The 20,049-nt window shown below is 67.4% G+C and carries 20 protein-coding genes; 8 read left to right on the top strand and 12 right to left on the bottom strand.

Translation table 11 applies throughout. The features are described from left to right. On the top strand, positions 1-1,314 hold a 1,314-nt coding region (locus tag ABIS05_RS12310; protein WP_348011427.1), incomplete at its 5' end, for a sodium/proton-translocating pyrophosphatase. 83 nt (positions 1,315-1,397) lie between these two features. Further along, positions 1,398-2,249, top strand: a complete 852-nt coding sequence (locus ABIS05_RS12305) for a J domain-containing protein (protein WP_348011426.1) — start codon at positions 1,398-1,400, stop codon at positions 2,247-2,249. A 15-nt stretch (positions 2,250-2,264) separates the two neighbouring features. On the opposite strand, the gene ABIS05_RS12300 is transcribed toward ABIS05_RS12305, so the two are convergent. Genes ABIS05_RS12300 through ABIS05_RS12290 form a run of 3 tightly spaced genes read right to left on the bottom strand, consistent with a single transcriptional unit; the run spans position 2,265 to position 6,012 of the window. After that, complete coding sequence (locus ABIS05_RS12300) at positions 2,265-2,696, bottom strand: DP-EP family protein (RefSeq protein WP_348011425.1); 432 nt, start codon at positions 2,694-2,696, stop codon at positions 2,265-2,267. A gap of 30 nt (positions 2,697-2,726) precedes the next feature. Beyond that, a complete protein-coding gene (locus ABIS05_RS12295) occupies positions 2,727-5,456 on the bottom strand; it encodes a protein kinase domain-containing protein (RefSeq protein ID WP_348011424.1) in 2,730 nt (909 codons plus the stop codon). Position 5,457: 1 nt separating this feature from the next. Continuing rightward, positions 5,458-6,012, bottom strand: coding sequence for an ECF-type sigma factor (locus tag ABIS05_RS12290; RefSeq protein ID WP_348011423.1), 555 nt, complete (start codon positions 6,010-6,012; stop codon positions 5,458-5,460). 210 nt (positions 6,013-6,222) lie between these two features. On the opposite strand from ABIS05_RS12290, the gene ABIS05_RS12285 reads away from it, so the two are divergent. Continuing rightward, entirely contained in the window at positions 6,223-6,720 is a 498-nt protein-coding gene (locus ABIS05_RS12285) for a diguanylate cyclase domain-containing protein (protein ID WP_348011422.1), read from the top strand. A 10-nt stretch (positions 6,721-6,730) separates the two neighbouring features. Here ABIS05_RS12285 and ABIS05_RS12280 read toward each other — a convergent pair whose 3' ends face one another. The 6 genes from ABIS05_RS12280 to ABIS05_RS12255 all read right to left on the bottom strand — a co-directional run bounded on the left by ABIS05_RS12280 (position 6,731) and on the right by ABIS05_RS12255 (position 13,672). After that, on the bottom strand, positions 6,731-7,510 hold the full coding sequence (locus ABIS05_RS12280) for an ABC transporter ATP-binding protein (protein ID WP_348011428.1): 780 nt from the start codon (positions 7,508-7,510) through the stop codon (positions 6,731-6,733). Between the two features lie 11 nt (positions 7,511-7,521). Then, the gene (locus tag ABIS05_RS12275; RefSeq protein WP_348011421.1) at positions 7,522-8,292 is read right to left on the bottom strand and encodes an ABC transporter ATP-binding protein; all 771 of its coding nucleotides are present in this window, start codon (positions 8,290-8,292) and stop codon (positions 7,522-7,524) included. Next, a complete protein-coding gene (locus ABIS05_RS12270; protein WP_348011420.1) occupies positions 8,289-9,584 on the bottom strand; it encodes a branched-chain amino acid ABC transporter permease in 1,296 nt (431 codons plus the stop codon). Before ABIS05_RS12270 ends, ABIS05_RS12275 begins: the two co-directional genes overlap by 4 nt. Continuing rightward, positions 9,584-10,543, bottom strand: a complete 960-nt coding sequence (locus tag ABIS05_RS12265) for a branched-chain amino acid ABC transporter permease (protein WP_407074858.1) — start codon at positions 10,541-10,543, stop codon at positions 9,584-9,586. The genes ABIS05_RS12270 and ABIS05_RS12265 overlap by 1 nt, the downstream gene beginning before the upstream one ends. Positions 10,544-10,727: 184 nt before the next feature. Then, positions 10,728-11,981: a branched-chain amino acid ABC transporter substrate-binding protein gene (locus ABIS05_RS12260; RefSeq protein WP_348011418.1), complete on the bottom strand. Its 1,254-nt coding sequence runs from the start codon at positions 11,979-11,981 to the stop codon at positions 10,728-10,730. A 44-nt stretch (positions 11,982-12,025) separates the two neighbouring features. Continuing rightward, complete coding sequence (locus ABIS05_RS12255) at positions 12,026-13,672, bottom strand: 3-(methylthio)propionyl-CoA ligase (RefSeq protein WP_348011417.1); 1,647 nt, start codon at positions 13,670-13,672, stop codon at positions 12,026-12,028. Between the two features lie 238 nt (positions 13,673-13,910). On the opposite strand from ABIS05_RS12255, the gene msrB reads away from it, so the two are divergent. The 4 genes from msrB (at position 13,911) to ABIS05_RS12235 (ending at position 16,233) form a co-directional block, all read left to right on the top strand. Then, positions 13,911-14,327, top strand: coding sequence for a peptide-methionine (R)-S-oxide reductase MsrB (msrB, locus tag ABIS05_RS12250; RefSeq protein ID WP_348011416.1), 417 nt, complete (start codon positions 13,911-13,913; stop codon positions 14,325-14,327). Positions 14,328-14,442: 115 nt separating this feature from the next. After that, positions 14,443-15,078, top strand: a complete 636-nt coding sequence (locus ABIS05_RS12245) for a septation protein A (protein ID WP_348011415.1) — start codon at positions 14,443-14,445, stop codon at positions 15,076-15,078. After that, positions 15,075-15,335 carry a BolA family protein gene (locus tag ABIS05_RS12240; protein ID WP_348011414.1) on the top strand — a complete coding sequence of 87 codons (261 nt, stop codon included), beginning with the start codon at positions 15,075-15,077 and terminating at the stop codon, positions 15,333-15,335. Before ABIS05_RS12245 ends, ABIS05_RS12240 begins: the two co-directional genes overlap by 4 nt. A 94-nt stretch (positions 15,336-15,429) precedes the next feature. After that, on the top strand, positions 15,430-16,233 hold the full coding sequence (locus ABIS05_RS12235; protein ID WP_348011413.1) for a peptidylprolyl isomerase: 804 nt from the start codon (positions 15,430-15,432) through the stop codon (positions 16,231-16,233). A 213-nt stretch (positions 16,234-16,446) separates the two neighbouring features. Here the strand turns inward: ABIS05_RS12235 and ABIS05_RS12230 are convergent, their stop codons facing one another. Then, positions 16,447-17,118: an ABC transporter ATP-binding protein gene (locus tag ABIS05_RS12230; protein ID WP_348011412.1), complete on the bottom strand. Its 672-nt coding sequence runs from the start codon at positions 17,116-17,118 to the stop codon at positions 16,447-16,449. Positions 17,119-17,167: 49 nt separating this feature from the next. Between ABIS05_RS12230 and ABIS05_RS12225 the strand changes: the two genes are divergently transcribed. Then, positions 17,168-17,761, top strand: a complete 594-nt coding sequence (locus ABIS05_RS12225; RefSeq protein WP_348011411.1) for an arylesterase — start codon at positions 17,168-17,170, stop codon at positions 17,759-17,761. Positions 17,762-17,769: 8 nt separating this feature from the next. On the opposite strand, the gene ABIS05_RS12220 is transcribed toward ABIS05_RS12225, so the two are convergent. After that, complete coding sequence (locus ABIS05_RS12220; RefSeq protein WP_348011410.1) at positions 17,770-19,704, bottom strand: DUF6600 domain-containing protein; 1,935 nt, start codon at positions 19,702-19,704, stop codon at positions 17,770-17,772. Positions 19,705-19,779: 75 nt separating this feature from the next. Beyond that, a partial coding sequence (locus tag ABIS05_RS12215) for a peptide deformylase (RefSeq protein ID WP_348011409.1) occupies positions 19,780-20,049 on the bottom strand: 270 nt, incomplete at its 5' end.

The raw sequence follows: 20,049 nt of genomic DNA, 5'->3' as shown, positions 1-20,049 counted from the left end.
ATGCCGGCGCTGTACAAGGGCCTGATCGTGGCCGGCGTGCTGAGCCTCATCGCCTTCTTCTTCGTCACCAAGGCGATGTTCCCCGGCCCCATCGAGCTGACCGGCGGCGGCACGACGAACGCGATGGCCCTGTTCGGCGCCTGCGCGGTCGGCCTCGTGCTGACGGCAGCCATGGTCTGGATCACGGAGTACTACACCGGCACGCAGTACCACCCGGTGCAGCACGTCGCGCAGGCCTCCACCACTGGCCACGGCACCAACGTCATCGCCGGCCTGGGTGTGTCGATGAAGTCCACCGCCTTCCCGGTACTCTTCGTCTGCGCGGCCATCTACGCGGCCTTCGCACTGGCCGGCCTCTATGGCATCGCCGTCGCAGCGACCTCCATGCTCAGCATGGCCGGCATCGTCGTGGCGCTGGACGCCTACGGCCCCATCACCGACAACGCCGGTGGCATTGCCGAGATGGCCGAGTTGCCCGCCAGCGTGCGTGACGTCACCGACCCGCTGGACGCCGTGGGCAACACCACCAAGGCCGTCACCAAGGGCTATGCCATCGGCTCCGCCGGCCTGGCAGCACTGGTGCTGTTTGCCGACTACACGCACGCGCTCGAAGCGCGCGGCATGCACGAGGTGTTCTCGCTGTCCGACCACAAGGTCATCCTGGGCCTCTTCCTCGGCGGCCTGATCCCCTTCCTGTTCGCCGCCATGGCGATGGAAGCGGTGGGCCGCGCGGCCGGGGCGGTCGTCGTCGAGGTGCGCAAGCAGTTCGCCGATGGCGCCATCATGGCCGGGCTGCGCAAGCCGGACTACAGCGCCGCGGTCGACATGCTGACCACCGCCGCGATCAAGGAAATGATCGTGCCGTCGCTGCTGCCCGTGGCCGCGCCGATCATCGTCGGCCTGGTGCTCGGCCCCGCGGCACTGGGCGGCCTGCTGATGGGCACCATCGTCACCGGCCTCTTCGTCGGCATTTCGATGTGCACCGGCGGCGGTGCCTGGGACAACGCCAAGAAGCTGATCGAGGAAGGCTTCACCGATGCCTCGGGCGTGCTGCACAAGAAGGGCGGCGAGGCGCACAAGGCCGCCGTCACCGGCGACACCGTGGGCGACCCCTACAAGGACACCGCCGGCCCGGCCGTGAACCCGCTGATCAAGATCATCAACATCGTCGCGCTGCTCATCGTGCCGCTGCTGCCGATCCCCGTGAACAGCCACGCGCCGTCGCCTGCCCCGGCGGCGGTGACGGCCCCCGCCCCTCTGGCTGACGCGGCGGCCAGCATGGCCGAACTGCCTGCTTCAGCGGCATCGCAGTAAATCCTGTAAATCACGCACCGGCGGCCCGCGAATTCACAGTTCGCGGGCCGTTTCCACGTCCGGCCCACGGCAAAATCGCGGCCATGGCGAGCACAGCGATCACTAGGCATGAACTGACGCGGCGACGCGAGCAGTTGCTGGACCTGCAGCGCTACCTCGCCGTGCTGGAGGCCGACCACGACGGCGCCCGCGTCAAGCTGCTGGGCTTTCGGCTGCGCTATCTGGAGGCGTTAGGCCCGCTGATGCGCGACCTCGACGACCTCGAAGCCCAGCTGCAGCAGGCCACCTCGCTGCTGTCCGAGGCGCTGAAGCGCCAGGACGTCGAAGCGCCCCTGCCCGCCGCGCCGCGCGCCAAGGCCTGGCCCGATGTTGCAGCCCTGCCCGACGCGACGCCGCTGCCACCCGAGCCCACCGGCCTGCTGACCGACCTGCCGCCGCCCAGCCTGAAGACGCTGTACCGCCGTGCGGCCATGCGCTTTCACCCCGACCTGGCGCCCGAAGGCCCGGAGCGCGCGGTCTGCGAGCAACGCATGATGGCCGTCAACGACGCCTACGAGCGCGCCGACCGCTACAAGCTCGAAACCCTGCTGCTGGCGGCCGGTGAGCTGCCCGAGAAAGTCATCGGCGGCCCGGCCGACGCGGTGCGCGCCTGGCTGGGCCTGTGCGAGCACATGGTGCAAGGCCGCATCCGCGTCGTGCAGGCGCAGACGCTGGTGTTGCAGAACCTGCAGATGCACCAGCTGCGCGTCGCCATCGAGCGCGCCGAGGCTGGCGGCATGAAGCCGCTGGACATCATGGCCGCGCGGCTGCGCTCGCAGATCGCCGAGCGCCGCCAGGAGCTCTACATCGGCGAACGCGTGGGCGGCGATGCGAGGCTGGCGGCGGATTTTTTGAGGAAGCGGTATCAGCGGGTGACGGGGCTGGGGCTGGGCTAAGGCCAGCGGCAGCGTTCAGACGCCGTCGTTCTGAACCTGCGGGTCAGCACTGGCGTAGAGCTGCGTCGGCGATTGGGTGCTGGAAAAGATCAGCAACACGCCTACGGTCACCTGCTGTTGGGTGGTCACTGGCACGGTGACCTGCGCATGATCTGGCGAGGGAATGAAGCTGGGGTCGATGGCTACGGTGTCAGTTCGGTCCGCCACCGCACCCACCAGAGCCCAGCCGCAACCACTGTGCTGAGGGGACGCCATTGCAAAGGTGATGCCCCCGGACGATTGCTTGATCTTCAGCGGCTGCGTGGCCGGCTGCTTGCAAGCCTTGTCAAAGAAAAACACGCAGGCTGCTCGCTTGGGGTCTAGCGGATCGACGCCCGTCTGCACGTAGTAGGTCACCGGGTTGTGGGCGGTGACGGCGGTGACGTAGATGGCGGAAACGTTGGGCATGGCGTTAGCTTTCTCTTTTCAAGTTGTGGTTCAAGGGGTGGTCGGACTGAGTGGGTTCGAAGCCAAGGCGCTTTGCGCTTGAAGCCATTGCTCATGAAGCTGCATCTCGTTGGTGCGGCCCAAGCAGCGTGCCACTTGGGCGGCAACCTGTGTCAGCCCGGCATGAACACGCTGCAATGGCGCCAGTAGTGCGCTCTGCAGCTCGGTCGCCATGGCTTGGCAGCGCTGGCTGCGCTGGGCTGCGTCGGGCGTCAGCTCGGTGGCCTCTAGGACCTGAAGCTCCAGCAGCGATTGATGCAGATTCAGGTCGAAGGGTGCGGCTTCGTGGTCGGCCTGCAGCAGTTGCAGGACTGGATGCAAGCTGTTTTTCGCTGCCGCGACGCCCTGGTTTGCCAGCAGAACAAGCACGCGCAACTGGCTCAGTTCGGCACGCAGCGGGTGAAGACGCGGCGACGGTTTCCCGGCCTCCAGATCGACGAGTCGTTGCTGCAACGCGGCCACGGCTGTCTCGGGCGGCGGCATGGGCCGGCTGCGCAGTTGCCCTGCCTCGGCCCGAATGAGGCGGAAATTCGCCTTGCGATTGTTGGGATCGAGGTCGCGCAGGGCGCGAAAGGCTTGGGCTGCCCGGCCAAACATCGTCGCCGCTTCACCCTTGCGGCCGGCCTTGAGCAGCACGTCGGCCAGGGCGTACGCGCTGTTGCCCAATTTCTCCAGCCAACCTTGGTCAGCGGGATATTTACGGCAGAGCGTCTCAGCACTGGCCAGGGCTTTACGGAACGCCGCTTCCGCTTGGGCGTAACGGCCGCGCTGGAGCAACGTGGACCCCAGCCAGCTCAGGCTGTCCGACCACTCAGCCGTCAAGGCAGCATCTCCTGGTTTGCTCTGGAGTACATCCAGCTTCAATGCCACGGAGCGGCGGAAGGACAGCTCAGCCGCCTCGAGCAGCCCTTGGTCAAGCGCCAGGGAGCCAAGGTTGTTTTCCGCGTAGCCCACCTCGGCTTTGGCGACCGGATCTTGCGGCAGGGCCCTGAGCCATTGCTGGCTGACAGCGAGGTATCGCTCCCAGGCTGTTTGGGCCTGGGCAAACTGGCGCTGCGTGTAGCGGATGTGCCCCAGCCAGAACGCCGCCTGCCCCTGCGCCTTGCGCCAGTCCGCCAGCATCTCTGGCGTCGGCGGGTCGCCTTGCAGCAACGCATTGGCTGCCATCAACGGCTCGATAGCCGCGTCCAGATCGCGCTTTGAGACGCGCACCTCACCGATCACCGTCAGTGCCTTGGCGCGCTGCAGCCGCTCCATGGGGCTGGCCTGCGAATCTTCAGCCAGGAAGCTCAGTGACTTGGCGCCCACGCTGTCCAGCAGCTCCAGCCGGCCGATGGGGCGCAGCTTGTCGGCAAACTCGCCCAGCATGTAGCTGAGCAGGTCCTCGGCCTGGTGGCGGCGGGCCTGGGCCTGCTGCTCGGCGGATGTGGCGCGGCGGGCCTGCAGCAGGCTGGTCGTCGTGAGGCCCAGCAGCGCCAGCACCGCCAACGAGCCCGCAGCGACCGCCAGCCGGTGCCGGCGCACGAAGCGGTTGAGCACGTACAGCCGGCTGTCCGGCCGCGCGCTGATCGGCTCATGGGCCAGCCAGCGCTGAAGGTCGTCGGCCAGGGCTTGGGCGTTGGTGTAGCGCTCGGCGGGGGACTTCTTCAGCGCCTTGGCGACGATGGTGTCGAGGTCGCCGCGCAGCTCACGGGACTGGCGGGCAATGGCCTCGTCGAGCTGGCCAGCGGCCACGTCCGACAAGCGGCGTGGCACGTGCTCGACGACGGCCTTCAGGCGGTCGAGCTGGGTCTGCGTGTCGTCCGCTGTCGGGTGGCTGCCGCCCAGCAGCAGGTAGAGCAGCACACCCAGAGCGTAGACATCGGTAGCGGTGGTGACGTCGGCCTGCTGCACCTGCTCGGGCGCGGCGAACTGGGGCGTGAACGCGCTGCCGGCGCGCTGGGTGAGCTCGGTGGCGGCGGCGCCGTGCTCGGCCTGGCTGGCGTCGTCCAGCAGCTTGGCGATGCCGAAGTCCAGCAGCTTCACGTCGCCCTGCTCGGTGACGAGGATGTTGCTGGGCTTGAGGTCGCGGTGCAGGATGAGCCGCGCATGGGCGTGGGCCACGGCGGCAAGCACGTCCAGAAAGAGGCGAACGCGGGCCTGCACGTCGAGCTGGTGCAGGCGGCAGTAGGCGTCTATGGGTCGGCCGTCCACGTACTCCAGCACGAGGTAGGGCTGGTTGCCCTGGTGCACGCCGGCATCGAGCAGGCGGGCGATGTGGGGGTGGGACAGCCGCGCCAGGATCTCGCCCTCGCGCGCGAAACGACCCGCGTCGCCGCGCCCAACCAGGCCGGCGGTCAGGAACTTGACGGCCACTTGGCCTTCGAAGCGCCCGTCGGCCCGGCGCGCCAGCCAGACGGTGCCCATGCCGCCCTGCCCGAGCTGGCTTTCCAGCAGGTAGGGGCCGATGGCCTGGCCGGTCAGATCGGGTGGCGGTGCAGGTTCGTCGCCGGGCACGGCGGCCAGCGCCTCGTGCCACTGGGCGACGACGGGCTCGCTGAGGAAACCCGCCTCCTCCAGGCCTTCGGCGCGGGCCAGCAACTGCTTCAGTTGCGCGGCCGTGTCTGGCTCTTGCGCCGCCAGCTGGGCCAGGCGCTCGCCCCGCGCCGACCGGTCCAGATCCAGCATCTCGTCCAGCAAGGGGCTCAGCGCAAGCCAGCGTTGCTTGTCGAGGGCGTCCATGTCAGGCGCCCAAACTGATGGAAAGGAACAAGCGCGCCTTCTGCCAGTCGCGCTGCACGGTGCGCTCGGTCACGCCTAGCGCCTCGGCGATCTCCTGTTCGCGCAAACCGCCGAAGTAGCGCATCTCGACGACCTGGGCCAGGCGCGGCTCCACCTGGGCCAGCTCGTCCAGCGCCTCGTGCACGCGCAGGATGTCGGCGTCGCCCTGGGGCAGTTGCTCAGCCACGGCCGTGTCCAGCGTGACGTGGGCCAGGCCGCCGCCACGGCGCTCGGCCTGGCGGGCGCGCACCAGGTCGATGACGACGGAGCGCATGGCCTGGGCGGCGTAGGCCAGGAAATGGCGCCGGTCGGGGAAGCTGGCGCCGTGCGCGCCGGGCAGGCGCATCCACGCTTCGTGCACCAGCGCCGTGGTGTCCAGCAGCGTGAGGTGACCCGCCTGGCGCACCTGCCGGCGCGCCAGGCGCTGCAAGTCGGCGTAGAGCTGCGCCACCACCTGGCTGGCGGCGGCTCGGTCGCCCTGCTGGGCGGCGTGCAGCAGTTGGGTGATGTCTTGCACCGGCGCACTCTAACGGCTGGCCGTGGTGGAGCGCGGGTGCCGTGTGCAGGGAGCCGGCGACGCGAAGAAATTTTCAGGCCGTGATGTCGGGTTCCGGCTGCAGCTTGCGTTCTCACAAATGAGGGCCGCGCGAAAGCGGGATCAGGGAGGCAGGCAATAGCCGCGCCGCCGAGCAAAGGCCCTCACCTTCGCCAACCCAACCCAGACGCCATGGCCCACCTCCAGATGATCGCCAACGACCCGCCCGCCTCCGCCCGCAGCGGCTTCACCGCGCCGCTGCCCTGGATGGAATCTCTCGCCGCCCTGGGCCTGCGTGTGTCGCGGCAGTTCGCCCAGTGCCGCCGCGATGGCGAACAGATCGCGCTGCTGTGGGTCGAGGTGGAGGTGCTGGAAGCACCCGGCAGCGCGTTGAGCGATGACGCATGCGACGGCATCATCCAGGCCGTGAGCCAGCGCCTGCGCAACCGGGTGCGAGGGGCGGACGAAGTGCTGCGCATAGGCCCGCATTGCTTTGCCGTGCTGCTGATGGCCGCCGGCGCGGGCGAGGCGGACATCGCCGAGCGGCGACTGCTGCAGACCGTGCGCGGCAACTACGGCGTGGATGACCGGCTGATGCAGGTGGGCGTGCGCATGGGGACGGCGGTGTTCCCCGAGGACGGGCGCAATGGTGCGGAGCTGGCGGAGGCTGCGCGCGCCAACCTGCGCTGAGCCTCCTGGGCTATACCTCCAGCCACTCCTTGCGGACGTAGGCATTGCCGCGCAGCTCGGCCGGCGTGCCCTCGAAGACGATGCGGCCGTGGCCCATCACGTAGCAGCGCTCGGAGATCTCCAGCGCGATGGCGAGCTTCTGCTCGACCAGCAGCACCGCGATGCCACGGTTCTTCAGCTCCTTCAGGTACTCGGCCACCAGCTCGACGATCTTGGGCGCCAGGCCCTCGGTGGGCTCGTCGATCATGATGAGGTCGGGGTCACCCATCAGCGTGCGGCACAGCGTCAGCATCTGCTGCTCGCCGCCCGAGAGCACGCCGGCCTCGGTGTGCTGGCGCTCCTTCAGGCGCGGGAACATCTTGTACATGTCGTCGAAGCTCCACCTCGGCCGGGACTGTTGACCCCCAGCCTCGACGCTGCGCGCCGAGTCGCCCCCCGAGGGGGTGTCGGCGGCTCGGGAGCGGCCCGTCGCTCGCCGCTTCCCCCCCTTCTCGCCCAGCATCAGGTTCTGGTGCACGGTCAGCTTGGGAAAGATGTCGCGGTTCTCGGGCACATAACCGATACCCATGTGGGCGATCTCATAGGCCTTGCGGCCCACCAGTTCGACATCGCCGAACCTGACGGAGCCCTTAGCATCGACCTGCCCCATGATGGTCTTGACCATCGTCGAGCGGCCGGCGCCGTTGCGGCCCAGCAGGCTGACGATCTCGCCCGGGTTCACCTGCAGGCTGACGCCGTGCAGCACGTGGCTCTTGCCGTAGAAGGCATGGACGTTGTCCAGCGTGAGGATTCGTCCTTGAGTCATGCATGAGCCTCCGCCAGCACCGAGCCGAGGTAGGCCTCCTGAACCTTGGCGTTGGCGCGCACCGCTTCCGGCGTGTCGAAGGCGATGACCTCGCCGTAGACGAGCACGGCGATCTTGTCCGCCAGGCCGAAGACCACGCCCATGTCGTGCTCCACGGTCAACAGCGTCTTGCCCACCGTCACGTCACGGATGAGCTGGATGAAGCGCTTGGTTTCGCTCTTGCTCATGCCGGCGGTGGGTTCATCCAGCAGGATGACGCTGGAGCCGCCGGCGATGGTGATGCCGATCTCCAGCGCGCGCGCCTCCGCATACGTCAGGTTCATGGCCAGCACATCGCGCTTCTTGTCGAGCTTGATCATCTCCAGGATCTGCTCGGCGCGGTCGTTGGCGTCCTCCAGGTCGGCTAGGAACTTCCAGAAGGCGTAGCGGTGGCCCAGGCTCCACAGCACGGCGCAGCGGATGTTCTCGAACACGCTCAAACGAGTGAACAGATTGGAGACCTGGAAGCTGCGCGACAGGCCCAGGCGGTTGATCTCGTAGGGCTTCTTGCCGGCTATGCGCTGGCCGTGCAGAAGGATCTCGCCAGAGGTGGGCGCAAAGCGGCCGCTGATGAGGTTGAACAGCGTGCTCTTGCCCGCGCCGTTGGGGCCGATGATGGCCACACGCTCACCGGCCTGCACGGCCAGTTGTGCGCCGCGGATGATCTCGCTCTTGCCGAAGCTCTTGCGCAAATCGCGCAGTTCGAGGGCACACGTCGATGTCGTCATAGCGCCTCCCTGCGTTTGATTTCCTTCTCGATCTCTTCCTGGATCTCGCCCCACTGGTGGGCGTAGTGGCGCCGCACCAGTTCGAACAGGGCGATGCCGACGACGAGCAGCAGGCAGGCACCGAACCAGGCATCCACGCCGGCGCTGTTCAGCGTCGCGCCCATGAACTTCATCTCGGGGCCTAACGCTTCGTTGAGCTGGCGGTGGTAGACCATCTCGATCATGGCCGCCGCGCCCGTCAGCGCCGCGAGCGCCGTGCCGGTCAGGGCCAGATAGGACGTCCAGATGCGCCCCAGCTTGCCGAAGGCCGCCACGCGCAGGTTCATCAAGATGAGGCTGGCCACGCCGCCCGGCGCGTACATGACCATGAACAGGAACACCAGGCCGAGGTAGAGCAGCCAGGCGCTCGTCAGCTCGGACAGCAACACCAGCGCGATGACCATCAGCACGGCGCCGATGATGGGGCCGAAGAAGAAGGTGGCGCCGCCGAGAAAGGTGAAGAGCAGGTAGGCGCCCGAGCGCGAGGCGTGCAGCACCTCGCCGTTGACGATCTCGGTGTTGATGGCGCCCAGGCCGCCGGCGATGCCGGCGAAGAAGCCCGAGATGGCGAAGGCCATGAAGCGCACCCAGTGCGTGTCGTAGCCGATGAACTCGACGCGCTCGGGGTTGTCGCGCACCGCGTTGAGCATGCGGCCGAGCGGCGTGCGCGTCAGCGCGAACATCGCCGCCGTGCAGACGAAGCAATAGGCCGCCGCGAGGTAGTAGACCTGGATCTGCGGCCCGAACGTGATGCCCATGACCGGCTGGCCGATGACGCGGTTGCTGGACACGCCGCCCTCGCCGCCCGAGAACTCCGGCAGCATCAGCGCCAGCGCGAACACCAGCTCGCCGATGCCCAGCGTGATCATCGCGAAGGGCGTGCCGGCCTTCTTGGTCGACACATAGCCCAGCAGCGATGCGGTCACCAGGCCGGCCAGGCCGCCCACCAGCGGGATCAGGCTGACCGGGATGCCCAGCGTGCCCGCACCCACCTTGTTCAGCGCATGGATGGCCAGGAAGGCGCCCATGCCGCTGTAGACGGCGTGGCCGAAGCTCAGCATGCCGCCCTGGCCGAGCAGGATGTTGTAGGCCAGGCAGGCAATGATGCCGATGCCCATCTGCGTGAGCATGGTCTGCGCCAGGCCGCTGGTCCAGACGCGCGGGGCAACGAGCAGGATCAGGGCGAAGCAGCCCCAGACGATCCAGCGCCCGACGTTGTGGGGTTTGAAATGGAATTCCTTGGTCGCGGCCATCAGTCCTCCCGCGTGCCGAGGAGGCCCTTGGGCCGGAAGATCAGGATCAGCACCATCAGCAGGTAGGGCAGGATCTGGGCGACGTCCTTCAGCGCCAGGCGCAGCACCGGGTAGCCGGGTGTTTCCGGCGTGACGGTGAAGCCCATGGCCGTGAGTGCGGAGCCGAGCGAAGCGTCCACCGTGAGCGGCAGCGTCTGCAGCAGGCCGATGACGATGGAGCCGACGAAGGCGCCCGCCAGCGAGCCGATGCCGCCCACCACGACGACGACAAAGATGATGGAGCCGACGATGGCCGCCATGTTGGGTTCGGTCACGAAGGTGATGCCGCCGATGACACCGGCCAGCGCGGCCAGCGCGCAGCCGCTGCCAAACACCAGCATCAGCACGCGCGGCACGTTGTGCCCAAGCGCCTCGACCATCGCGGGGTGGCTCAGCGAGGCCTGGATGACGAGGCCGACGCGGGTGCGCGTCAGTAGCAGCCACAGGGCGAGCAGCATCAGCAGCGCGACGAACATCATGAAGGCGCGCGTGATGGGGAAGGTCGAGCACATCGCTGCCGCACACAGCTCCGGCGCCGCCTTGCCGAGCGCGAAGGACATGCCCTGCAAAGGCGACGAGATGATCGTGAAGGCCGAGCCCTGCAGCTCAGGCGGCGGCGTGAAGGCCACTGCCGTGCGGCCCCAGATCAGCTGCACCAACTCCAGGATGACGTAGGACATGCCGAAGGTGATGAGCAGCTCCGGCACATGGCCGAACTTGTGCACGCGCCGCAGCGCAAAGCGCTCGAAGCCCGCGCCCATCCCGCCCACCAGCAGCGGCGCCAGCAACAGCGCCGGCCAGAAACCCAGCACGCCCACCAGCGAGTAGGCGACGTAGGCGCCCACCATGTAGAAGCTGGCGTGCGCGAAGTTCAGCACGCCCATCATGCTGAAGATCAGCGTGAGGCCCGAGCTGAGCATGAACAGCAGCAGGCCGGACGACAGGCCGTTCAGCAGGTTGATGAAGACTTGATCCAAGAGGCAGCTCTCAAATGCAACCACAGAGGCACAGAGACACAGAGGAATACAGAGGCGTTGGCGCTCTCTGTGTCTGCGTGTCTCTCTGGTTCACCGTGAACCGCGTCATGCGGCCCACGGCTGCAAATCAACCCGGCCTTTTCATTTGGCAGGACGTCGGTGTCGACGACACATACGAGTCGTACTGCTTCACCGGCGCCAGCGTCATGCCCGTCTTCTCTGGGCTGTAGGGGTACTTGGCGTCGGCCTTCTGCCAGACCGAGATGAACAGCGGCTGCTGCAGTTGGTGGTCGCTCTTGCGCATCGTCACGTCGCCGTTGAAGCCCTTGACCGTCAGGCCTTCCATTGCCGCGGCCACCTTGACCGGATCGGTGGACTTGGCGTTGGCCATGGCCTGGCTCAGCATCGTGTAGATGTTCTGGATGCTCAGCGTGTACATGTCGTCGTTGAACTTCTTGTTGTACTCCTCGGCGTTCTTCTGCGCCTCGCCGCCCAGGTTGTAGTGGCTGTAAGCCACCTGGAACACGCGGCCCGCGCCGCCGGTGCCGAGCGCCGTGGGTGTGCCGGTCACGCCGGTGTAGTAGGTGAAGAACTTGCCGTTGTAGCCGGCCTCGTTGGCGGCCTTGACGAGCAGGGCCAGATCAGAGCCCCAGTTGCCGGTGATGACGGTGTCGGCACCGCTGGCCTTGATCTTGGCGACGTAGGGCGCGAAGTCGCGCACCTGGGCCAGCGGGTGCAGGTCTTCACCGACGATCTGCACGTCGGGGCGCTTGCGGGCCAGCATCTCCTTGGCGAACTTGGCGACCTGGTGTCCGTGCGCGTAGTTCTGGTTCAGCAGGAAGACCTTCTTGACGTCCGGCTGGTCCTTCATGAAGGTCGTCAGCGCTTCCATCTTCATGGAAGTGTCGGCGTCGAAGCGGAAATGCCAGTAGCTGCACTTGCTGTTGGTCAGGTCGGGGTCCACCGCCGAGTAGTTCAGGTAGAGGATTTCCTTGCCTGGGTTGCGCTCGTTGTGCTTGGTAACTGCATCGCTCAGCGCCAGTGCCACGCTGGAGCCGTTGCCCTGCATGATGTAGCGGATGCCCTGGTCGGCCGCAGCCTTCAGCAGGTTCAGCGACTCGGCGGGGCTGAGCTTGTTGTCGAAGGTGACGATCTCGAACTTCACGCCGGCCGGGTTGCTCTTGTTGAACTTCTCGCCCAGGAACTGGAAGGTCTTGACCTGGTTCTGCCCCACCGGGCCCATCAGGCCGGAGAGTGCGTCGATGTAGGCCAGCTTGACCGTCTCGCCCTTCTGGGCGTGAGCGGCGCCGGCCGCCAGCGCTAGGGCTGCGGCGGCGGTCAGCGTACGCACGGCAAATCGGGTCGAAGTGATGTCGAACATGCTTGTCTCCTGGTGGTTATGGCTCTAATGGACGAACTGAAGGCTCACGCGGCGGGCAGCTTGTGGCTTACGAACTGCTCGCGCAGCTTGAGCTTCTGTACCTTGCCGGTGGCCGTGTGCGGGATCTCGGTGACGAAGGCAACGTCGTCCGGAATCTGCCACTTGGCGATGCGGCCCTCGTAGAAGGCCAGCAGTTCCTCGCGCGTGAGCGTCGAGTCGGGTTTCTTGACGATGACGAGCAGCGGGCGCTCGTCCCACTTCGCATGCTTGGCCGCGATGACTGCCGCCTCATGCACGGCCGGGTGGGCCATGGCGATGTTCTCAAGGTCGATGGAGCTGATCCATTCGCCGCCGGACTTGATGACGTCCTTGCTGCGGTCGGTGATCTGCATGAAGCCGTCGACGTCGATGGTGGCCACGTCGCCGGTCGGGAACCAGCCCGGCTCGCCGTCCACACTGACCAGCGGCGACTCTTCGTGCTTGAAGTATTGGCTGATGACCCAGTGGCCGCGCACGACGAGATTGCCCGCCGCCTGCCCGTCCCACGGCAGCGAGCGGCCCTCGTCGTCGACGATGGCCATGTCGACGCCGTAGACCACGCGGCCCTGCTTCTCCAGCAGGCGCTGCTGGGCTTCAGCGGGCAGGTCAAGCTGGCGCGTCGTCAGCTTGGACAGCGTGCCCAGCGGCGACATCTCCGTCATGCCCCAGGCGTGGATGACCTCCAGGCCGAAGTCCTGCTGCAGCGACTTCATCATGGCCGGCGGGCAGGCCGAGCCGCCAATGACGGTGCGCTTGAAGGTCGAGAACTTGAGGTTGCTGGCCTTCACGTAATTGAGCAGGCCGAGCCACACGGTCGGCACACCGGCGCTAAAAGACACCTTCTCGTTCTCGAACAGCTCATACAGGCTCTTGCCGTCAAGGTGCGGGCCGGGCAGCACCAGCTTGCAACCCACCAGCGCCGCGCTGTAGGGCAGGCCCCAGGCATTGACGTGGAACATCGGCACCACGGGCAGCACCACGTCGCGGCTGGAGCAGTCCATCGCGTCGGGCAGCGCGGCCGCGTAGGCGTGCAGCACCGTCGAGCGGTGGCTGTAGATGGCGCCCTTGGGGTTGCCGGTGGTGCCCGACGTGTAGCAGATGCTGGAGGCCGTGTTCTCGTCGAACGTGGGCCAGGTGTAGTCGCCGGTCTCAGCGGCCAGCAGGTCGTCGAAGCACAGCAGATTCGGGATGCCCGTGCTGGCGGGCATGTGGGCCGGCGACGTCATCAGCACGAAGTGCTTCACCGTCTTCAGCAGCGGCGCGATCTTCTCGACCAGCGGCAGGAAGGTCGCGTCGAAACACAGCACGCGGTCCTCGGCGTCGCCCACGATCCAGACGATCTGCTCGGGAAACAGGCGCGGGTTGACCGTGTGGCAGATCAGGCCCGAGCCCGAGGTGCCGTAGTAGATCTCGAGGTGGCGATGGCCGTTCCAGGCCAGCGTGCCGATGCGGTCGCCGGGCTCGCAGCCCAGCCGCGCCAAGGCCTGCGCGGCCTGGCGGGAACGGCGCGCAAGCTCGCGCCAATTGCTGCGGTGCAGGTCGCCTTCGACCCGCTTGCTGACGATCTCGGTATCGCCCGCATGCCGCTCGGCGTGCTTCAGCAACGACGAGATCAACAACGGGTCCGACATCATCCGGCCCATCACTGTCATGGCTGTCTCCTGCCGGTCTTATCGACCCAGTCTAGCCCGCGCTTTCAAGCTAAGAACGTCACAACCGCGACCCTCGGACCCCGGGGAAACACCCAGGCAAGCGGGGCAAAAACAGGCTCACTAAACTAACGCCTCTCGGTTGCTGAAAGGTCTGAGCCGCCTGTTCGACCAACCCGCTCTCCTCAGCGCTGCGGCCTGCCGCTTGACTGGGCGCAAAGCCACGAAGGACCCTGCCACCATGAGCCACGATTCAAGCAAGACCTACCCTGTCCAGAAGACCGATGCCGAATGGCGCGAGCAGCTCGACGCCACGCAATACCAGGTCGCCCGCCAGGCCGGCACCGAGCGCGCCTTCAGCGGCAAGTACTGGGATCACTTCAAGGACGGCCACTACAACTGCATCGGCTGCGGCACGCCGCTGTTCGAGGCCGACACCAAGTTCGACGCCGGCTGCGGCTGGCCCAGCTACTGGGCGCCGATCAACAGCGAAGTCGTCGAGCGCATCGTCGACCGCAGCCACGGCATGGTGCGCGTGGAGGTGCGCTGCAACAAATGCGGCACCCACCTGGGCCACGTCTTCCCCGATGGCCCCGAGCCATCGGGTGAGCGCTTCTGCATCAACTCCGCCTCCATCGATTTCGTCGAGGAGAATTAGCCCACCCCCTACCGGCTTCGCCGGCCCCCTCAAAGGGGGCGCTGCCAGCGGCCCGGCAAAGCCGGCTCCGCGGCAGTCGCTGGGGAAGGCACTCCGCCGCGACGGTCCATTGAAGATGAAACTCCTACTCGACTTTCTCCCGCTGATCCTGTTCTTTGTCGCCTTCAAGGGCGCCGAAGGCAACCCCGACGCGGCAGCCGCCTTCGCGACCCAGCATTTCGGTTTCCTCGTGCAGGGCGGCATCGTCGGCGCCAAAGAAGCGCCGGTGCTGCTGGCCACCGTCGTCGTCATGCTGGCGACGCTGGCCCAGGCCGCCATCCTCAAGCTGCGCGGCAAGAAGATCGACCTGATGCTGTGGATCAGCCTGACCCTGGTCGTCGTGCTCGGCGGCGCCACGGTCTGGTTCCACAACGAGACCTTCATCAAGTGGAAGCCCACCGGCCTGTACTGGGCCATGGCGCTGACGCTGTGGATCTCTCTGGCCGCCTTCGGCAAAAACCTGATCAAGGCCATGCTGGGCGAGCAGCTGCCGCTGCCGGACGCCATCTGGGCCAAGCTCAACCGCGCCTGGGTGCTGTTCTTCGCGGCGATGGGCGTCCTCAACCTCTACGTGGCCTACAACTTCTCGACGTCGGCCTGGGCCAACTTCAAGGTCTTCGGCGTCACCGGCCTCATCGTGCTGTTCACGGTCGCGCAGAGCCTGTATCTGGGCAAGCACCTGCCGCCGCAGGAAGAGGACAGCAAGTCGTGATCGCTGACGAAATCGAAGCCCGGCTGCGCGCCGAACTGGCGCCCACGGCGCTGACCATCCGCGACGACAGCGCCCAGCACGCCGGCCATGCCGGGGCCCGCGAGGGCGCTCACTTTCACGTGGCTGTCGTGTCGGATCGCTTTACCGGCCTGCAAAGATTGGCCCGGCATCGCCTCGTTTATCATTCTTTGTCCGACCTGATGCAGTGCGGCATCCACGCGCTGGCCATTGATGCCCGCGCACCGGGTGAAGCCTGAAGCCTGAAGCCTGAAGCCTGAAGGTCGAACGTGATCGAACCGCGCGCCCCGTTCCGGGCGCGATTTTTTTAGCTTGAATCACTCCCCCACCCCCATGAAGAAGTTTGCGCTCGCCGCCATCGTTGCTGCCTCCATTTCGGCCCTGCTGCCGGCTGCCGCAACTGCACAAAACGTCACCACGGTCAACGGCAAGCCCGTGCCCAAGGCCCGTGTGGAGTCGCTGATCCAGCAGGTCACCAAGAGCGGGCAGCAGCAGCGCTCGCCCGAACTGGAAGCCCAGGTCAAGGACGAAGTCGTCCGCCGTGAGATCGTCACGCAGGCCGCCGAAGCCCGCGGCATCCCGCAGTCCGCCGAGTTCAAGTCGCAGATGGAGCAAGCCCGCCAGATGCTGCTCGAACGCAATCTGATGGACGACTACCGCGCCAAGAACCTCGTCAGCGATGCCGAGGCGCAGGCCGAGTACGACAAGTTCAAGGCCCAGAACAGCGGCAATGAATACCGCGCACGCCACATCCTGGTCGAGAAGGAAGAAGACGCCAAGGCCCTGATCGCGCAGATCAAGGCCGGCGGCAACTTCGAGGAACTGGCCAAGAAGAACTCGAAGGACACCGGCTCTGCGGAAAAGGGCGGCGACCTGGACTTTGCCAACCCGAACAACTTCGTGCCCGAGTTCAGCAAGGCCCTGACGGCGCTGCAAAAGGGCGAGATGACGCAGGAGCCGGTGAAGAGCCAGTTCGGCTATCACATCATCAAGCTCGAAGACACCCGCCCCGCAACGTTCCCGGCCTTCGACGACGTCAAGGCGCAGATCAAGCAGCGCCTCGAGCAAAAGAAGGTCGCCGAGTTCCAGCAGAGCCTGATCGAGAAGGCCAAGACGGACTACAAGTTCACGAAATAAGCCCACCCCCGAAGGCGCTTCGCGCCTCCCCCTCAAGGGGGCGCAGCCAGTGGCCTGGCAAAACGCTTTGCGTTTCAGTGAAGGCTCATATCGCGCAGCGATGTGATGCCGGAACTAAAGCCAGTTCCACGGCTGCCGCTGGAGAGGCGGTGGCTGCCTGACGGCAGCGCCTATCAAGAGCCCGCTGGTTCTCGCCAGCGGGCTTTTTCGTTTCTATGCGACCAGTCGCCCGGCCTCGATGCGCAGCTGGCGCTCGCAGCGCTCGGCAATCTGGCGGTCGTGGGTCACGAGCACCAGCGTCGTGCCGGCCTCGCGGTTGAGTTCGAACATCAGCTCCATCACCGCCGCACCAGTCGCAAAGTCGAGGCTGCCGGTCGGCTCGTCGGCCAGCAGCAGCGCCGGGCGCTGCACGAAGGCGCGGGCCAGCGCCACGCGCTGCTGCTCGCCGCCCGACAACACGCGCGGGTAGTGCCCCAGGCGCTCGGTCAGGCCCACACGGCTCAGCATGGCGGCGGCCTGCTCGCGGGCGTCGCGCGCGCCGGCGAGCTCCAGCGGCAGCATGACGTTCTCCAGCGCCGTCAGATTGGGCAGCAGCTGGAAGCTCTGGAAGACAAAACCCAGCTCGCGGGCGCGCACGGCGGCGCGCTCGTCCTCGGTCAGCGTGAAGAGATCCTGACCGCGCAACTGGACGGTGCCGCTGCTGGGCACGTCCAGGCCCGCGAGGATGGCCAGCAGCGTGCTCTTGCCCGAACCCGAGGCGCCGACTATTGCCACGGATTCCCGCGCGGCCAGCTCGAAACTGATGTCATGCAGAATCGTCAGCTCCCCGGTCGCGTCGCGCACGCGCTTGGTGATTTGATCAACTTGGACAAGGGCTTCTGGCATGTCGGGACTGCGGCGTCGTAGGGTGTTGGCGCACTTTAGCCTGGGGGTGATGGCCGGCTGGACGTCAGGAGCAGTCGCTGCCGCCGAAGCGCCGGTCGTGCTCGTCGTCGGCGACAGCCTGTCGGCCGAATACGGCCTGAAGGCGGGCGCCGGCTGGGTGGCACTGCTGCAGGCGCGGCTGGCCGAGCAGAAGAAGCCGCAACGCGTCGTCAACGCCAGCATCAGCGGTGACACCACGTCCGGCGGGCGCAGCCGGCTGCCGGCGGCGCTGCGCACGCACAAGCCGGCCATCGTCATCATCGAGCTGGGTGGCAACGACGCGCTGCGCGGCCTGCCACTGGCCAGCACGCGCGACAACCTGCTGGCCATGACCCATGCCGCCCAGGCGGCGGGCGCCAAGGTCATCGTCGTCGGCATGCAGGTGCCGCCGAACTACGGCGCTGCCTACGGGCGCGAGTTCGAGGGCCTGTTCACCGACGTGGCCAAGCAGGCGCGCGCCGCGCTCGTGCCCTTCCTGCTCAAGGGCGTGGCGGACCGGGCGGACGCGCTGGACTGGTTCCAGCCCGACCGCATCCACCCGCTGGCCAAGGCGCATCCGCTGATGCTGGACAACGTCTGGCCGGCGCTGCGGCCTCTGCTCTAGAAGAGTCCCTAGCGCTCCTGCTGACCCTGCTGCTTCGGATCGCGCGAGGGCTGCTTTTCGCGCACCGGCACGCCGTCCTGGCGGCTGCGCTGCGGGCCGTCGTTGCGCGGCGGCGCCTGGACCTGCGGCTGAGGTTGCGGCTGCGGCATCTGCATGCGCGACGGCTCCTGTGCGGCCTGGCGGACCGGCACCTCGGCGCGGCGTGGCTGCTCCATGGCAGGCTGGCGTTCGGGCTGCTGCACGGGGCGCGGCTGCTCGAACTGCGGCATCGGCTGCTGCACGCGGCGCGGCTCCTCGCGGCGCTCCTCTCTGCGCTCCTCCCGACGCTCTTCGCGCTGCGGCTGTTGAACACGCCAAGGCACGTTCTCCGGGCCACCACGTTGCAGTTGTGGCTGCTGCGGCTGCTCGACAGACGGACGCGGCTGCTGCGGTTGTTGTTGCTGCTGTTGCTGGACGATGGCCGGCATCGCAGGCCGGGGCGCCGTCACCTCAGCCGGCCGATTGGCCTCGCGGCGCGGCAGCTGGTTGTCGCTGCGCCAGCCCATGCCGGGTTCGTGGTCACGGTGGCGCGGCGCGTCGGCCTCAACCGGCCGCGTCGGCGCTGCGGGCAGCACGGCAGCCAGGTCGCCGCGGCCCGGTGCGGTGGGCAGAGGGCGCGTCCAGCCAGGCTCACCCTTGCGGTCAGGGCCGCGCACCGGCATCGGCCGGATGCCAGCGCCCGGCGCCGGCAGCATGCTGACAGCGGCAGGCACGTCGCGATAGCGATTTGGGCGCTGCACGGTGACGGGGTCGCGCAGGTCGCGCGGGTCGTTGACGCGATGCTCGTAGCGCGGTGTGTGGCGGTAGGCCGGGCGATAGATCTCGCGCGGTGCCAGCGGATACCAACCGTAGCGCGGCGGCTGCGGGCGGCCACCAATGCCGATGCCGATGCTCACGGAGCCACCGCCCACCCAGCCAACCAGGGCCGGCGCGTAGACCGGGCGATGCACGTAGGCGCCTGGCGCCCAGCACCACCGGCCGCCCCAGCTGACCCAGCGGCCGTAATGGAAAGGTGCGAAGCCCCAGGGTGCGTCGTCCACCCAGGCCCAGCCCCATTGGCGCGACCAGGCCCAGCGGCCTTGGCGGTAAGGCGCCCAGTCGGCGCCGACGACGGCGGTGGGGATCCAGACCGTGCCGTACTCCGGCGCGGTTTCCCAACGGCCATAACGGTCCAGGTCCTCGGCGCCGGTCATCTCGGCAGACACGTAGCGAGCCACGGGCCGGTCGCCCTCCTCGCGGCTCTCGGCCAGCACCCAGTCGCCAAAGCCGTCGCTGTACAGCGGGCCGCGCTCGGCACGCGGGCCGTCGGGCCACCAGAGTTCGACCTGCTCGCCGGTGCCCAGCACCACGGGTGTCGCACTGCGCGCCCACTCGAAGCGCATGCGGCCCTGCATGACGTAGACCTTGCTGCCGCGGTCGAGCTGCTCGACGCGGTAGAGGCCGTCGCGCTCGGGTTGGGCGGTGCCCTCGCGGGTGCGGACCTTCGTCTCGGCGGCGTTCTCCGGGCTGCGCAGGCGCACGGCGACGTCGCCGCGGTCCAGTTGCAATAGGGTCCGGCCTTCGTCGAGCTGGCTCAGTTCCAGGTCGCTGCGCTCGTCGACCCAGATGGTGGTCGAGCCGACACGCAGGGACACGCGGCCGCGGTCGTCGGTGCGCACGCGGTCGCCTTCACCCACGGTCTGGTTGCGCGTCAGGCGCGTCCATTCCCGGGAGTCGTTGTCGAACAGCCAGGCGTCACCGACGACGTTGACGATGCGCGCGGCGCGCGACGGCGGGTCGCGGTCGGCGTCGGCCCCCGCGTCCTGGGCCTTGGCGGCAGGCGCCACGGCAACCAACAGGGCCAGCGCCAGCATGCGCCAGCTGCGGCGCGAGATGACAAGCTTTGATTCGGGGGACGTGGTCATGAGCCGATGCTCCTTTGCGCCTGCGCAACGCCGCCCGCCTCACGGCGGTGCACCGCGCTTACAAGTCTTTCAAGTTCAGTCATCGGCGTTCGCGTCCAGTTCGGGGAAAAGTACGGCGGTGAAGCCGAAGCGCGTGAAGTCCGTCACCCGCATCGGGTAGAGGATGCCATCGAGATGGTCGCACTCATGTTGCACGACGCGGGCGTGGAAGCCGTCGACGATGCGATCGATGGGTTGGCCGTCGGCGTCGACACCGGTGTAGCGGATGCGCTCGTCACGCTCGACGACGCCGCGCAGGCCGGGCACCGACAGGCAGCCCTCCCAGTCGCTTTCTTCCTCTGCGCT

It is taken from the genome of Roseateles sp., from assembly GCF_039929605.1.
Classification (GTDB): Bacteria; Pseudomonadota; Gammaproteobacteria; order Burkholderiales; family Burkholderiaceae_C; genus Pelomonas.
Note: the sequence above shows the minus strand (reverse complement) of the source record. Positions and strands in the feature narration are given on the sequence as shown.

Bases quoted from the DNA above. Each gene is read 5' to 3' on its own strand.
- ABIS05_RS12305 (WP_348011426.1), top strand. From the start codon at position 1,398: ATGGCGAGCACAGCGATCACTAGGCATGAACTGACGCGGCGACGCGAG.
- ABIS05_RS12300 (WP_348011425.1), bottom strand. From the start codon at position 2,696: ATGCCCAACGTTTCCGCCATCTACGTCACCGCCGTCACCGCCCACAAC.
- ABIS05_RS12295 (WP_348011424.1), bottom strand. From the start codon at position 5,456: ATGGACGCCCTCGACAAGCAACGCTGGCTTGCGCTGAGCCCCTTGCTG.
- ABIS05_RS12285 (WP_348011422.1), top strand. From the start codon at position 6,223: ATGGCCCACCTCCAGATGATCGCCAACGACCCGCCCGCCTCCGCCCGC.
- ABIS05_RS12275 (WP_348011421.1), bottom strand. From the start codon at position 8,292: ATGACGACATCGACGTGTGCCCTCGAACTGCGCGATTTGCGCAAGAGC.
- ABIS05_RS12270 (WP_348011420.1), bottom strand. From the start codon at position 9,584: ATGGCCGCGACCAAGGAATTCCATTTCAAACCCCACAACGTCGGGCGC.
- ABIS05_RS12265 (WP_407074858.1), bottom strand. From the start codon at position 10,543: ATGCTCAGCTCGGGCCTCACGCTGATCTTCAGCATGATGGGCGTGCTG.
- ABIS05_RS12260 (WP_348011418.1), bottom strand. From the start codon at position 11,981: ATGTTCGACATCACTTCGACCCGATTTGCCGTGCGTACGCTGACCGCC.
- ABIS05_RS12255 (WP_348011417.1), bottom strand. From the start codon at position 13,672: ATGACAGTGATGGGCCGGATGATGTCGGACCCGTTGTTGATCTCGTCG.
- msrB (WP_348011416.1), top strand. From the start codon at position 13,911: ATGAGCCACGATTCAAGCAAGACCTACCCTGTCCAGAAGACCGATGCC.
- ABIS05_RS12245 (WP_348011415.1), top strand. From the start codon at position 14,443: ATGAAACTCCTACTCGACTTTCTCCCGCTGATCCTGTTCTTTGTCGCC.
- ABIS05_RS12235 (WP_348011413.1), top strand. From the start codon at position 15,430: ATGAAGAAGTTTGCGCTCGCCGCCATCGTTGCTGCCTCCATTTCGGCC.
- ABIS05_RS12230 (WP_348011412.1), bottom strand. From the start codon at position 17,118: ATGCCAGAAGCCCTTGTCCAAGTTGATCAAATCACCAAGCGCGTGCGC.
- ABIS05_RS12225 (WP_348011411.1), top strand. From the start codon at position 17,168: ATGGCCGGCTGGACGTCAGGAGCAGTCGCTGCCGCCGAAGCGCCGGTC.
- ABIS05_RS12220 (WP_348011410.1), bottom strand. From the start codon at position 19,704: ATGACCACGTCCCCCGAATCAAAGCTTGTCATCTCGCGCCGCAGCTGG.